Genomic DNA, 13,733 nt, shown 5'->3' on the forward strand with positions numbered 1-13,733 from the left:
TATAAAATACGAATCCAGGGAGGAATAAAAGATGTCATCACCAGTAAAATCACGTAACGAATTAAAAGATGTTATTGTCGGGAATGTTGAACTTCATAAGGAGCGTTATCTACAAACAAGCCATGCCATCCATGCACGGCCGGAAATTGGCAATGAAGAATTTTTTGCATCTTCACAGCTGATTCAAATCCTTGAAGACGAAGAATTTGAAGTTGAAAAAGCGGTTGCCGGGCATGAAACCTCGTTCGTGGCACGCAAGAAATCGGATAGACCGGGACCTTCCATTGCCTTCCTTGCCGAATATGACGCACTCCCAGGAATCGGCCATGCATGCGGACATAATATCATTGGAACAACCAGTGTCGCAGCAGCCATTGCTTTGAGCACCGTTTTAAATGAAACAGGCGGTGAAGCAGTCGTGTTCGGGACTCCTGCCGAAGAAGGCGGACCTAATGGCAGTGCGAAAGGAAGCTTTGTCAAACACGGACTTGTCGAAGACATCGATGCTGCACTGATGCTGCACCCTTCAGGACAAACACGGCTGACATCCAGCTCCCTTGCCGTCGACCCGCTTGACTTTGAGTTTATCGGAAAGCCGGCGCATGCAGCTGCTTCTCCGCATGAAGGGATCAATGCATTAGATGCTATCATCCAGCTTTTCAACGGAATCAATGCACTTAGACAGCAGCTTACCGATGATGTGAGAATCCACGGAATCATCACCCATGGCGGTGATGCGCCAAATATCATTCCTGAATATGCAAAAGCACGCTTCTTCATCCGTGCGGCAACAAGGGCCAGACTAAATGAAGTAACCCGCCGCGTAAAAGCAGTTGCTGAAGGTGCAGCCCTTGCAACTGGAGCACAGCTCAATGTCATCGCTTTCCAGAACGAAGTCGATAACCTTCTTTTGAATGATCGCTATAATGAAGTCTTCAAGGATGTCATCGAGGAGCTGGGTGAAACGGTAGCCATTGGCGATAGGGAAGGCATCGGTTCCACAGATGCCGGCAATATCAGCCAGGTCGTACCAACAATCCACCCTTACATCAAAATCGGGCCGGATAATCTCGTTGCCCATACCGTTCCATTCCGGGAAGCAGCAGCATCTGAGCTAGGAGATGAAGCCCTCCTTAAAGGAGCCAAAGCACTTGCACTGACCGCGCTCCAGCTGCTAACAGATGAAGATTTATTGAAGGAGATTAAAGCTGAGTTCGAGCTTCGAAAAGCAGCAGAAACCGTGTAATATTGCGAAATCGGAAAGACCCTTGTAAATCGCAAGGGTCTTTTTCGCAATTAAGATACCTTCACTTAAACGTTACTTATTCACCTTTTCCTGTGCCTTCAATGCCACTTTTTCCATACCTTTTCCTCTTTCTTCAGCAAATTCCACATCTGCTTTTGGAAGAGCCTGATTATGTTTAGGCTTATTTTTCGCCAAAATTTTCACCTCCTTATCGTCCAACAAGAGAGATTACGTGATTAGTTTATGTTCATTTTTTCGGGCTATACTTGAGCCAGGAATCGGACAGATTTAAGTTTTAGAGCTCAATGTATGGATTTTCATTCTAAAAAAGGATAATCTAATAAAATAATTCGAATTTGGGAAGGAAATCAGTATGATTGCAAAAACAGAAGAAGATTTTAATGGATTGAAAGAGATTGGAAGGATTGTGGCCGTGATTCGGGATGAACTCGTGCAAAGAACGGTACCTGGAATCACGACGAAAGAGCTTGATGAAATTGCCGGAAAAATGTTCGAGGAGCATGGCGCGATTTCGGCTCCGATGGGTGAATATAATTTCCCGGGATATACATGTATCAGCGTCAATGAAGAGGTGGCACATGGGATACCTGGCAGCCGCGTAATCAAGGAAGGCGACCTTGTCAATGTAGATGTTTCGGGCTCGAAAAATGGGTACTTTGCCGATACGGGAATTTCTTTTGTTGTCGGAGAAGGAGATCCCGTTTTGACAAAGCTTTGCAATACTGCTGTTGAAGCCTTTGAAGCCGGACTGAAAAAAGCCAAGCCCGGTTCAAAGAAAAGCGGGCTGGGAAAAGCCGTCATGGCGACTGCCCGAAACAATGGCTTCACTGTAATCAAAAACCTTACAGGACATGGAATCGGCCGAACCATCCATGAAGCGCCAAACCACATCTATAATTATAATGAACCATGGGACGACGAGCTTTTAAAAGAAGGAATGGTCATTGCATTTGAACCATTTATCTCAACAAGGGAAGAAGAAGTGTTCCAATATGATAACGACGAGTGGACTTACGCCACTGAAAGCAGCTTTGTCGCGCAATGTGAGCATACCATCATCCTCACAAAGAGCGGACCGATCGTCATTACTAAATCCGAGTAGCCAGCAGACCCCTGAATGTTTTCAGGGGTCTTTTCTGTCTTTACTTAGTTTACCAGGGCCTCTGCCGGGTATGGATTATTAACACAACAGATAGGAAGGAGTTTTACCATGAATAAAAGACTTTTGTTCGGAATTCCACTGGCATTTTCCATCTTTGTTGCCGGCTGTTCAGCTGAGACGGACCAGGAAAATGAGCCGCCTGTCGAGGATACTGAAAACGATATCGAGGATGAGGATTTCAAGCTTGATGAAGAAGAGTCTGATGGCGACCAAGAATAACAAAAAGCTGTTCCCGTTGCGGAACAGCTTTTTTGTGTACTAATCCTCATACGTGATAGCCTGGCTGCCGAACTGCTCCCAGCCAGCAATGAACTGCTCTCTTGGCAGCTGATCGTTTTTACCTTCGAGGGGATCGTTTACGTAAATATATTCTTCATCAAAACCGGTAACAAGGACAGAGTGCCATATGTAGGTGATTTTCTCTTTTCCTTCGTTCGTATCCCATGTTTCCCACTCTTCTTCAGGCACAACATCGAATGTGCTTGTGACCAACACCCACACTGGACGCCCATCTGCAACGTGCTCGAGAACTTTCTCAAAATCCTCGCCCGTCAGATCTTCGATTTTATCAGGGAGGTATTTTTCTGCTAATTCTGCTACCGGGCCATGATAGACACCAAGACCAGGTTCGTCCATTGTCTCCATATTGCCGACGAAGCCTTCACTCGGATGCCCCCTCTTCCCTTCTCTTTCAAAGGGGACCTTTTCTATTTCTTCAAAAAGTTCCATTTTATCGACATCCTCTCCCGCATGCTGCAACAGCATCGCAAGGGTCGTGACCTCACAGCCCCTCTCCAATTCTGGCAGCTGCGAAATATGGGGAGCATTAATTTTAGCCTCGTTTTTTTGTTCCGATTCTGGCGGAGGATTTTCATCCCCAGAACACCCTGCCAGGAACAGCCCAAGCAATAAAATTATTTTTTCAACCTTCTTCTCTCCTTGTAAACTTGTTTACAGTCCATATTCCCTATTCGCTTTGCGCTAATCGCAGGATCATTTTTTCCAGCAAAAAACCTTAGAACCAATACGGTTCTAAGGCTTCTTAAGCTGCATTAATTTTCAGTTGACTCTTCAATGTCATCCATTTCTTCCTCAGTCAGGTTCTCGTCACCTTCTGTAGTGCCCTCTGTAGGTTCACCTGAATCTTCAGTGGATCCATCCGGTGCAGGAGGTGCTTGTTGTTCTGGCTGCTGTTCTTCCTGTTCAAGCATCGGATCCTCTTCTGGCGGCGGCTCCTCTGTGTTTCCGCAGCCGGTTAGCAATAGACCTGTACCGAGAGTGAGTGATAATAGTAAGTTTTTCTTCTTCATGTTGCCACTCCTTCCTTAATCAGAATCTACTATACCTATTGCCTAATTGAATGCTTGTAAACGTTTTAACTGGGAAAGAGGGGGAGTAAATTTTGGAAATGTAAGGGATGTAATTGTTTCCATGATATCTAGTTTTTGAAAAAGAAAGCTATTGGTCAGCATAATATCTAGTTTTTGGTAAAAATGGAACCAATGAAGCCTATTTGGTTGCGCATTTTCTAGTTCTTGGTAAAACAATGTTCCAATGAGGTTGATTGGATATCACATTTTCCACTTTTTAGGTGGAGTGTGGAGCCAATGAGACTTATCGGATACTTGGATTTCCTGTTAATGGAAAACGAAGAATTCAATAGTACTGATTGGTTACCTAAAAATCTAGTTTCTGATAATTTAGGGCACCCATGACGCCGATTGGTTACCTTAAAATCCGGTTTTCGATAATTTAGGGCACCCATGATGCCGATTGGTTACCTTGAAATCCAGTTTTCAATAATTTAGGGCACCCATGATGCCGATTGGTTACCTTAAAATCCGGTTTTCGATAATTTAGGGCACCCATGATGCCGATTGGTTACCTTGAAATCCAGTTTTCAATAATTTAGGGCACCCATGATGCCGATTGGTTATCTTAAAATCCGGTTTTCGATAATTTAGGGCACCCATGGCGCCGATTGGTTACCTTGAAATCCAGTTTTCAATAATTTAGGGCACCCATGATGCCGATTGGTTACCTTAAAATCCATTTTTCGATTATTTAGGGCGCCCATTACACCGATTGCTTACCTTAAAATCCAGTTTTCGATTATTTAGGTCAATAGGGCATTCCATCAAAGATAAAAAAGCTTTCCCAAAAGATTTGGGAAAGCTTCCGTAACTTGTTTCTTATAATGTTTTACCTGTATGATCTTCATTGTTTACTTTGAGTTTCCTGCGTCCTGTATATAGGGGAACCAGAATCGTCAGCAAGCTGACAACAATCAGTGTCAACGCGATTGGCTTGTCGAGGAAGATGGCTAGGCTTCCGTTTGAGATCGTCAATGTTTGCCTGAAGGCTTGTTCCATCATTCCGCCAAGGATGAAGGCAAGGATAAACGGTGCCGCAGGAAACGAAAACATCCTCATCAGGAATCCAATGATTCCGAAGACGACTAACATGTATAAATCAAACGTGTTGAAGCTGATGGCATACACTCCGATCAAGCTGAAAATGATGACGAGTGAGATCAGCAGCGGCCTTGGAATCCGAAGTACTTTTGCAATGTACGGAATGAGCGGGAGGTTGAGAATCAACAAAAAGATATTCCCGACATACATACTTGCGATGATGCCCCAGAACACTTCAGGCCTGTCCTGAATCAACAATGGACCTGGCTGGACGCCTAACACTAAAAATGCCCCTAATAAAACGGCTGTTGTTCCAGACCCCGGGATCCCCAGGCTGAGAAGCGGCACGAAAGCTCCGCCGGTAGCCGCGTTATTTGCTGTTTCCGGTGCGGCAAGTCCTTTGATGGAGCCTTTCCCGAATTCCTCTGGTTTTTTCGCCAGCTTTTTCTCTGTGATATAAGCGATAAAGGAAGCAATCGTTGCTCCTGCCCCTGGCAAGACACCAATAAGAAAGCCGAGGAACGATTGCCTTGTCATCGGGCCGCTCATTTCCTTAAAATCCTCTTTGGAAATTCGCAGGCTGCCGAGATCTTTATTATCGTTCATCGTCGTGTCCTTGCGGTTTAATACTAGAGTACTAACTTCAGCGAGTGCAAATAACCCGAGTGCGATGACCAGGAAATCGATACCCTCCAGAAGATTCGGATTGCCAAATGTAAACCTGCTTGTTCCCGTCTGGCTGTCAATCCCGATCGTAACCACCATGAAGCCTAATGTTGCCGAGATAAATGCCTTGATTGTCGAACCATCTGATAAGCTAGAAATCGCTGTCAGGCCCAGGAACATCAAGGCGAAATATTCAGCCGGCCCGAACGATACAGCAACGGCGGACAGGATTGGCGTGAAGAGCATCAATAAGATAACACTGACCGTCCCCCCTGTGAACGATGCGATGGCCGCAATCGCCAGCGCTTTTCCTGCCTTCCCCTGCTGGGCCATCGGATAGCCATCGAATGCCGTGGCAACAGTCCCGGCTACTCCAGGCGCATTCAAGAGAATGGACGAGCTGGAACCGCCAAAAATCGCTCCGTAATAGACTCCGGCCATCATGACCAGCGCTACTGTCGGATCCATGCTGTACGTGATCGGAATCATGATCGCGATCGCACTGATTGGTCCAAGACCGGGCATCATTCCGATGAACGTCCCTACAAATACACCAATAAATACAAACAGGATTCCCTGCAAACTGAAAGCTACCTGAAATCCAGACATTAATCCATTAAACGCATCCATGCTCTCGCCTCCTTACAACGGGATGATCCCCGCTGGCAGATTGATCTTCAGAAGATAGTTGAACAGCCCATAAATGACAAGTGAAAATACGATTGAAACGATGGCGTTCGATACGTGCTTCCTGTATCCAAGGAACAGCGAGCATCCAAAGATAAATAAAGCTGTCATGATTAAAAAGCCGACCATCTCGAGTAAAAAGATATAAATTAAAATGAAAGCAAGGACGGCCAATAATATCAGGACATTTCCTCTTGTCATCGTCCGTTTCTTTTTTTCAGCTTCGGTTTCCTCTTTTTTATCAAAATAAAGCAGGACTGCGAAGAACAGCAGCAGAACACCAAGACCTTTCGGTACCATATCGGCATCAATGATGGCATTCTGGTATTTAGGCAAATTAAAGCTTAAAAATAAATAGACTCCTGCCAGCACTGCTAAGACAACTGCAAGCTTTTGATTGATCCTGACTAGCATTTTCAGTTCACCTCTTATAATAGAATGAAAGATAGAACAGAATGACCTGCCCTATCTTTCGATCAAGCTTACTTATTCTATCTTAACGAGCCAAGCCTAACTCTTTCAAAAGAGCTTCCATATCTTCAGCTTCTTTTTTGAGGAATTCGCTGTATTCTTTGCTGTCCATATACAGTTCTCCCCATCCGTACTTTTTACGGATTTCATCCCATGCTGGTGAATCGCTCAGCTCTTTGAATTTTTCTTCATAGTATTTGACGGCTGCAGGGTCCATGCCGGGAGGACCGAAGAAGCCTCTCCAGTTTACAAATGTTTCGTCAATCCCTTGTTCCTTAGCAGTCTGGAAGTCAGATAAAACTTCTCCTTCCAGTCTCTCTTCTGAAGTGATGCCAAGGACCTTGATCTTCCCTGCTTTAACCTGTTCAATCGTTTCGGCTACACCCGTTGTATACACATCGACACTTCCGTTCAGTACAGCAGTAAGGCCGCCTGCATCCGGGTCGGAAATGTACTTGATCTTTGTCACGTCAACACCGGCCGCCTTGGCAATCTTCACAAACTGCATGTGGTCCATGCTTCCTGGTGATGATGTACCGATTACACTGACGCTTGTTGGATCCTTTTTCATATCTTCGAATAAATCGTTGAGGTTATTCCATTTTGCGTCTGCTTTAACGACGAATGCACCGTAGTCTGCAATCACGTTTGCCAGTGGTGTGAAATCCTCATACCCATACTCGGACTGTCCATTCAGCGGAACCAAAACCAATGGTGGAGAAGCCACGAACATATGGTGCTCGCTTTCTTTCTTTCCTGCAATATAAGCCCAGCCGATTGCTCCGCCACCGCCGGCTTTATTGACGACCGGAAGGCGCTTCTCAATCATTTTTTCCTGTTCGAAAACCTGGGAAACCATTCGCGCGGTCGTATCCCAACCGCCGCCAGGTCCTGCAGGTGCTGTGATTTCAATTGGCTGTGTCGGTTTCCAGTCTCCATTTTCCCCGCTTTTTCCGGTTTCACCAGATGACTGGTTCGAGCATCCAGCTGCAAGCAGCATCGTGAAGGCAGCAGCCGTAGCTAAAAACTTTTTCATTTTGTTTCCCCCTTGTTTACATTCTTCCATCCTTAAATGCTATATTAATTCAGAATAATAAGAATGTAACCGTTTCCAATTTTACTTGCATAAAATTTTTTTTGGCTATTTTGTTCATTTTGTTCACGAAGGCAAGTTGGGAATAAAAAAAACACCTTCTCATCAAAGAAGATGCTTCTCAAACTAAAAAATATTTCCGTTCCGGCCTTCCAACAATTCCATATCCCAGTTCTGCCTTTGCCTTTCCGATTGAAATCAAATATTCCAAATACCTTCTGGCAGTAGTTCTCGAGGCACCCAGGTACTCACTTAAATCCTCCGCATTAATTCCGTTATGGAGAGATTTAAGTGTTTCCTCCACTTTCGCAAGCGTAAGCGGATCGATTCCTTTCGGGAGAGTATCTGGTTCAATATTGCCTTGTCCTCCTCCTGAAAACACTCGGTCGATCACTGCCTGATAGAATTCATCGTTTGATTCCAGAAGTTCTCTTCTCCTGACTGCTTTGTCCAGGGCCTCCTTGAACCGTTCAAATGTAGCCGGCTTGACAATATAGTCTATGACGCCGTTACGGATCGAAGGCTCGACCACTTTACGTTCTGTAGAAGCAGTGATCAAGATGATATCCAGATTTTCATATTTCTTTCTAATTTCTGTGAGCATCGATACACCGCTCCTGTCCGGCAGATAGTTATCCAGCAATAATACATCGACTTCCTGGCTTTCGAGGAGGGACATCGTTTCTGTTGCATTCAAAGCTTTTCCCACGACCTCAACACCAGATATTTTTTCTAAAAATTGTTCATGGATGGAAGCCACCCTGAAATCGTCTTCTGCAATGGCCGCTTTGATCAAAGACATCACCTCATTTTTTATCATTCTAGTAGTCTAGCTTGCCATTTTTTTAGGGAGGTATACAGCCAGGACGGTCCCTTTCCCTGGATTGGATTGAACCTCGATGGTTCCAGCCAGTTTTTCGACTGACTGCTTGACGATGGCAAGGCCGAAACCACGATTTTCTTCCCCTTTTGTTGAATAGCCGGTTTCGAAAATCTTCTCTGTCTGTTCAGCTGATATCCCTGGACCATTGTCATACACTTCGATGATCAAGTCTTCGCCGACATCGATTGCAAAAAAAGTAACCTCTCCGGCCGGATTCCCCTCCACTGCCTCGAACGCATTGTCGATCAAGTTGCCAATGATTGAAATGACGTATGAATAGGAAATATGTTTTGGAAGCGGACCCATACTGCTGTTTTCATCTATCACGAAGCGGATTTTTTTCTCTGAAGCTTTGCCCAGCTTGCCCAGCAATAACGCCTGGATTTTTGTATCGAAAATCTGGTCAAAGATAATCTTGTTTTGGTTTTCATGCAGGGCCGATTCAGCCTGGATCATTTCAATTGCTTCATCATATTTCCCCAGTTGAAGCAAACCCGATATAACATAAAGCTTATTGGAGAATTCATGGGTCTGTGCGCGCAGGTCCTCTGAATATTTTTGTACCTCAGAAAGAGTTTCGATCATTTTATTGATTTCTGTCTTATCCCGGAAAGTAGAGACCACACCAATTACTTCGCCCTTTTCAAAAATCGGAGTTCGATTGATGATCATATGTTTATTCCTTAAGATGATTTCATGATCCCGGTCCGGCTTGCCGGATTCCAAAACCCTGTACACTCCCGTGTTGGGCAGAATGCTTTCAATTTTGTGGTTCACAATCTCTTCTTTTATATTAAGGAGCTCCTTTGCTGACTGGTTAATCATCGTGACGAAACCCTCTTTATCCACGGAAATGATGCCTTCTTTTATTGAATACAGAATCGCATTTCTTTCCAGGTACAGAGAGGTCATTTCATGAGGCTCGAGTCCCAGGGTTGTCCTCCTGATATTTCTGGCTAGCAGATAGCTTGCCAGTATGCCGATCAGCACGACTATCAATGAAATCAGGCCGATTTCCTTTCCTCGCTGGAAGGCGTCTTCCTGGAGGTCGGATATCAAATAGCCAACGGAAATGATGCCTACGATTTTCCCTTGCTGATCAATGATCGGGCCCTTCCCCCTGATTGACATGCCAAGGGAGCCTTTTGCTTTTGAGACATAGAATTCGCCTTTCAAGGCAGGGCTATTGTCTCCGCCAACCATGGACAAGCCTAATTTCTTGTCATCAGGATGGGCATAACGGATCCCGTTCGTGTTTCCGACAACAATAAATTCCGCGCCAGTTTCTTTCCTGATTTTATTCATCAGCGGCTGCAATGTTATGGATGGATCTTTATCGTCAAAAGCCGATATAACAGACGGCATGGATGCCAGGGTCCTGGCTAATTGAAGCGCCTGATTTCCCATCTGCCTTTCAAGTTGTTTGTATTCAATTACCAATGAGATAACAAGAAAAATGAAGATAATAAAAATCGTGTTCACAATATTTGAGCCTATGATTTTCGTCTGCAGGGACATGGGAAGTTTTTTTGGTTTCATAGTTACCCCGGTTGAAATTATTATAAATCTATTAATATTCTAATAATAAACGGGATAATTGTCACCCTTGTAAAAAATTGAAAAAGCCGCGGCTGTCCCGCGGCCTGTTTCCATTACTGATTTTTCATATCCTTTTGGGTCATGTCGCTTCGGATGTTGACCGCTTTTGAAGCATGATCCTGTTTATTGTTTGGATATTTGTTCTTGCGTTCACGGTTATCGTTTTTGTTTGTCATATGCAGTCCTCCTTTCTTCCGTTATTTTTTTCGGCTCTTGAATGAATTGATGTCCTGGTCATTACCCAGCTCACCATTTGTGCGTCCTTTTTCTTTGGCGATTTTTCCGCCTAATCTTACATTAGGCTGGCTGATTTCCTTTCCGCTCATGTTAGTCACCCCCATTTTTTAAGATGCTCAAAAAGAAAAAGAAAAATAAAATTTATTTTAATTGCACCCACGTTCTGTTATGCAATATAATCTAATTAATAGCTCTGTTATATAACAATAAAAGGAGAGGAAGATCAAAATGACAAAAACGGATGCCATTGCACGGAGGGTTTTAGGATGGAAGTTGAACCGTTGGGACCGCTGGTTCGACTACGAAAGAGGCGTATTCATAAATGACTCTGAATTCCAGCCTGTGCAGAACCTTCTGCATGCCATGCTGATTGTGGAGAGATTGGAGAAGTTGGGGTATACCTTTACTTCAAATGGTGAAAATGAAGCTTTGTTTAACCAATATAAAGGCACTGGTGAAACACTAGCTGAAGCCATCACCAACGCTGCCTATGCCATTATTGAGAATGATTCCGTTGTCACAAGCACTAGCTTATGGCGTAAACTTTCATAAAAAAGGCACTTTCTTAAGCATGGTTATTTGTGGAGTTGCGCTTCACGGTTGAAACAGGAGAAGGGTTCTCGTGTTGAAATGGAAAAAACAGGAGAACCGTCCCTCTGTTTTATTCTACCCTCTCATCTTTTCCTGCCAGCCAAAAGGAGGCGATGATGGAACTGATGATGACGAGGAATGGGGCGTAGAACATTAAAAATTCTTCCATTAAAAATCCCTCCTAAGCATGGTCGTCCCGCTTACCTTGGACATAATCTTTATTGAATAGAAAAAGCTTTAGCAGCAGGTACAGGGATGGGAGGAGCAGTCCCAGTCCTGCAATGAAGGCAATGATTAAAGCTATCGCCATCGCTTCATTTGTAAAGCTGTCGTAGATGGTCAGATACGGATAGAGCAGGTACGGGTAATGTGATATACCGTATGCAAAGAACGCGATGAGAAATTGGCCTGTCAGCAGCCCGAAGGCGACTCCGTAAGCCTTCCGCTTGCCAATCAGATAGACCGTCCCGGCAAATAATATAAAGCTCAGAGCAAACATCCACCAAACATCGATCAATCTGCTGTAATGCTCCGGATTGTGGTCCTTGAGCTCGATAATGATGCCGGTTGCGGTCACAATGGTCGGAACAGACCAGATCAGCGCGTATTTCCTCAGCAGCTCGGCAGCGGGTTCATCCTGTGCCTTATTTGCGTACCACGTTAAAAATACTGCCGATATATACAGGACAGCCGCCAGACTGAGGACAACGATGCTCCATGTCAGCGGGCTTGTGAACAGTGCCCAGTAATCCAATTGTATCCCTGATGCTGTCTCGGTCACAAAGCCGCCTTCAGAAATCGTCAGGACGATCGATAGCGATGCCGGGATGAATAGACCGGAAAGACCATAAAGATAGGTATATCTTTTGTGTTTCAGCCCGCCATAGGTCGTGAAAGCATAATAAGCACCGCGGATCGCGAGCAGGACAACCCCAATGCTGGCTGGTACGAGCAGGATGGTGCCATAATAGTAAGCCGTCTTCGGGAAAAAGCCGACAATCCCCACGAAAAAGAAGACCAGAAATACATTGGTGACTTCCCAGACAGGCGATAGATAACGCTGGATAATGCGCGTCAGGATATGCTGTTTCCCCCTGAACAGGCTGTAGGCATTGAAGAAGCCGGCCCCAAAATCAATCGAGGCAACGATGACATAGCCAAAAAGAAATAACCAAAGGACTGAAATCCCGATAATCTCAAGTGTCATCGCTTATCACCTTCCTTCTCGAGCTCTCTGTCAGCCAGCTCTTGTTCGACTGGATTCTTGCGGAACATCCTCGTCAAAACAACGACGCTGCCGATTGCGAGGATGAGGTATAACCCGGCAAACAAAATCAGCATCATATCGACCTGGCCGCTTGTCGTTGCCGCCTCCTCTGTTCTCATGATGCCGCGAAGGATCCATGGCTGCCGTCCTACCTCAGCAAACCACCATCCAAGCTCAATCGCAACCATTGACAACGGCCCTCCAAGGACGATGAGCCATCGATACCACCGAGTCCGGATAAAACTCCACTTCAGCCAGGCACCGACAACATAGACAAGCGATAACAGCGTCATCCAGATTCCGATTGTCACCATGCCGTCAAATAAATAATGGATATACAGCGGCGGTATTTCATCTTCCTTAAATTGATCGAGCCCGATTACCTCTGCATTCGGGTCGCTGTGAGCCAGGATACTGAGTGCGTATGGAATTTTGATCGCATATTTCACTTCACCATCATCGAGGATTCCATATAGCATCAAAGGGGCCCCTTCATGTGTCTCAAAATGCCACTCTGCCGCTGCCAGCTTTTCAGGCTGGTATTCTGCCAGATATTTACCGGAGAAGTCTCCGATTACCGCTGCAGCAATAGAAAAAACCAGTCCAATTTTCATCGTCAATAATAACGCTTTTTTATGGTAGATATGGTCCGAGCCTTTTAGCAATCGGTAAGCCCCAATGGATGCGAGAATAAAGGCGGATGTCATATAGGCAGTCGCCAGGACATGGGCGACCTTCGTCGGCATCGCCGGATTGAACATCGCAAGGATTGGATTGATGTTCACCAGCTCCCCGTTAACGAGGTCGAAGCCTTGCGGCGCATTCATGAACGCATTGACAATGGTGATGAACACGGCTGAAAAAGAAGCCCCGATTGCAACAGGAATCAACAGCAGCAAATGCTTTTTCTGATTTTCAAATCGGTCCCATGTGTATAGGTAGATACCGAGAAAGATTGCTTCAAAAAAGAACGCGAAGGTTTCCATGAACAGCGGAAGGGCGATGACATTCCCGGCCAGCTCCATAAAATTCGGCCAAAGCAGCGATAGCTGAAGTCCGATGGCAGTTCCTGTCACGACCCCAACAGCTACGGTAATGACAAAACCGCGCGTCCATCTTCTTGCCAGCAGAATATAATGTTCATCCTGTTTTTTGATTCCCACCCACTGAGCAATCATGATCATAAGCGGTATCCCCACGCCAATCGTAGCGTAAATAATGTGGAACGATAACGTCAACTCAGTAAGGACACGGCTGAAAAAAACGGATTCTTCGTTTCCCATTCACTATTCCCCTTTTCTATCCAGCAAAGATTCGTCCGATAAAAGACAGACCCATGATTGCCGCGACAATAAAGGCCAGCCACATGAGCATTCTTTCTTGTTTTTTATACATA

Annotated in this window: 17 protein-coding genes; 4 read left to right on the top strand and 13 right to left on the bottom strand. The window is 45.0% G+C overall.

Annotated features, from left to right (window positions below; all coding sequences use genetic code 11):
• The first annotated feature begins 31 nt into the window (after positions 1–31).
• A complete protein-coding gene (locus EJA10_RS16145) occupies positions 32–1,246 on the top strand; it encodes a M20 family metallopeptidase (RefSeq protein WP_125481060.1) in 1,215 nt (404 codons plus the stop codon).
• Positions 1,247–1,318: 72 nt separating this feature from the next.
• Here EJA10_RS16145 and EJA10_RS23960 read toward each other — a convergent pair whose 3' ends face one another.
• A complete protein-coding gene (locus EJA10_RS23960; protein ID WP_281274529.1) occupies positions 1,319–1,441 on the bottom strand; it encodes a hypothetical protein in 123 nt (40 codons plus the stop codon).
• A gap of 178 nt (positions 1,442–1,619) precedes the next feature.
• On the opposite strand from EJA10_RS23960, the gene map reads away from it, so the two are divergent.
• Positions 1,620–2,369 (top strand): type I methionyl aminopeptidase, encoded by a 750-nt coding sequence (map, locus tag EJA10_RS16150; protein WP_125481061.1) that lies wholly within the window; start codon positions 1,620–1,622, stop codon positions 2,367–2,369.
• 108 nt (positions 2,370–2,477) lie between these two features.
• Positions 2,478–2,648 carry a hypothetical protein gene (locus EJA10_RS23465; RefSeq protein WP_170169166.1) on the top strand — a complete coding sequence of 57 codons (171 nt, stop codon included), beginning with the start codon at positions 2,478–2,480 and terminating at the stop codon, positions 2,646–2,648.
• A gap of 39 nt (positions 2,649–2,687) precedes the next feature.
• On the opposite strand, the gene EJA10_RS16155 is transcribed toward EJA10_RS23465, so the two are convergent.
• The 9 genes from EJA10_RS16155 to EJA10_RS23970 all read right to left on the bottom strand — a co-directional run bounded on the left by EJA10_RS16155 (position 2,688) and on the right by EJA10_RS23970 (position 10,568).
• Entirely contained in the window at positions 2,688–3,338 is a 651-nt protein-coding gene (locus EJA10_RS16155) for a C39 family peptidase (protein WP_342773932.1), read from the bottom strand.
• A gap of 143 nt (positions 3,339–3,481) precedes the next feature.
• Complete coding sequence (locus tag EJA10_RS16160; RefSeq protein ID WP_125481063.1) at positions 3,482–3,739, bottom strand: hypothetical protein; 258 nt, start codon at positions 3,737–3,739, stop codon at positions 3,482–3,484.
• A gap of 882 nt (positions 3,740–4,621) precedes the next feature.
• Complete coding sequence (locus EJA10_RS16165; RefSeq protein ID WP_125481064.1) at positions 4,622–6,139, bottom strand: tripartite tricarboxylate transporter permease; 1,518 nt, start codon at positions 6,137–6,139, stop codon at positions 4,622–4,624.
• Positions 6,140–6,151: 12 nt separating this feature from the next.
• Positions 6,152–6,610 carry a tripartite tricarboxylate transporter TctB family protein gene (locus EJA10_RS16170; protein WP_125481065.1) on the bottom strand — a complete coding sequence of 153 codons (459 nt, stop codon included), beginning with the start codon at positions 6,608–6,610 and terminating at the stop codon, positions 6,152–6,154.
• 82 nt (positions 6,611–6,692) lie between these two features.
• The gene (locus tag EJA10_RS16175; RefSeq protein ID WP_125481066.1) at positions 6,693–7,703 is read right to left on the bottom strand and encodes a Bug family tripartite tricarboxylate transporter substrate binding protein; all 1,011 of its coding nucleotides are present in this window, start codon (positions 7,701–7,703) and stop codon (positions 6,693–6,695) included.
• Between the two features lie 178 nt (positions 7,704–7,881).
• Positions 7,882–8,562, bottom strand: a complete 681-nt coding sequence (locus tag EJA10_RS16180; RefSeq protein ID WP_342773933.1) for a response regulator — start codon at positions 8,560–8,562, stop codon at positions 7,882–7,884.
• A gap of 27 nt (positions 8,563–8,589) precedes the next feature.
• Entirely contained in the window at positions 8,590–10,182 is a 1,593-nt protein-coding gene (locus EJA10_RS16185; RefSeq protein ID WP_125481067.1) for an ATP-binding protein, read from the bottom strand.
• Positions 10,183–10,295: 113 nt separating this feature from the next.
• Entirely contained in the window at positions 10,296–10,418 is a 123-nt protein-coding gene (locus EJA10_RS23965; RefSeq protein ID WP_281274527.1) for a hypothetical protein, read from the bottom strand.
• 21 nt (positions 10,419–10,439) lie between these two features.
• The gene (locus EJA10_RS23970; protein ID WP_281274528.1) at positions 10,440–10,568 is read right to left on the bottom strand and encodes a hypothetical protein; all 129 of its coding nucleotides are present in this window, start codon (positions 10,566–10,568) and stop codon (positions 10,440–10,442) included.
• A 139-nt stretch (positions 10,569–10,707) separates the two neighbouring features.
• On the opposite strand from EJA10_RS23970, the gene EJA10_RS16190 reads away from it, so the two are divergent.
• Positions 10,708–11,031 (top strand): BC1872 family protein, encoded by a 324-nt coding sequence (locus EJA10_RS16190; protein ID WP_125481068.1) that lies wholly within the window; start codon positions 10,708–10,710, stop codon positions 11,029–11,031.
• 109 nt (positions 11,032–11,140) lie between these two features.
• On the opposite strand, the gene cydS is transcribed toward EJA10_RS16190, so the two are convergent.
• The 3 genes from cydS to EJA10_RS16200 are packed head-to-tail and all read right to left on the bottom strand — an operon-like array spanning position 11,141 to position 13,620.
• Complete coding sequence (cydS, locus tag EJA10_RS24090) at positions 11,141–11,239, bottom strand: cytochrome bd oxidase small subunit CydS family protein (RefSeq protein WP_425462105.1); 99 nt, start codon at positions 11,237–11,239, stop codon at positions 11,141–11,143.
• A 12-nt stretch (positions 11,240–11,251) separates the two neighbouring features.
• A complete protein-coding gene (locus EJA10_RS16195; RefSeq protein WP_125481069.1) occupies positions 11,252–12,277 on the bottom strand; it encodes a cytochrome d ubiquinol oxidase subunit II in 1,026 nt (341 codons plus the stop codon).
• Positions 12,274–13,620: a cytochrome ubiquinol oxidase subunit I gene (locus EJA10_RS16200; protein WP_125481070.1), complete on the bottom strand. Its 1,347-nt coding sequence runs from the start codon at positions 13,618–13,620 to the stop codon at positions 12,274–12,276. Before EJA10_RS16200 ends, EJA10_RS16195 begins: the two co-directional genes overlap by 4 nt.
• Positions 13,621–13,733 lie beyond the last annotated feature (113 nt).

Origin of the sequence: Mesobacillus subterraneus (assembly GCF_003937825.1) — a bacterium.
GTDB classification, from domain to species: domain Bacteria; phylum Bacillota; class Bacilli; order Bacillales; family Cytobacillaceae; genus Mesobacillus; species Mesobacillus subterraneus.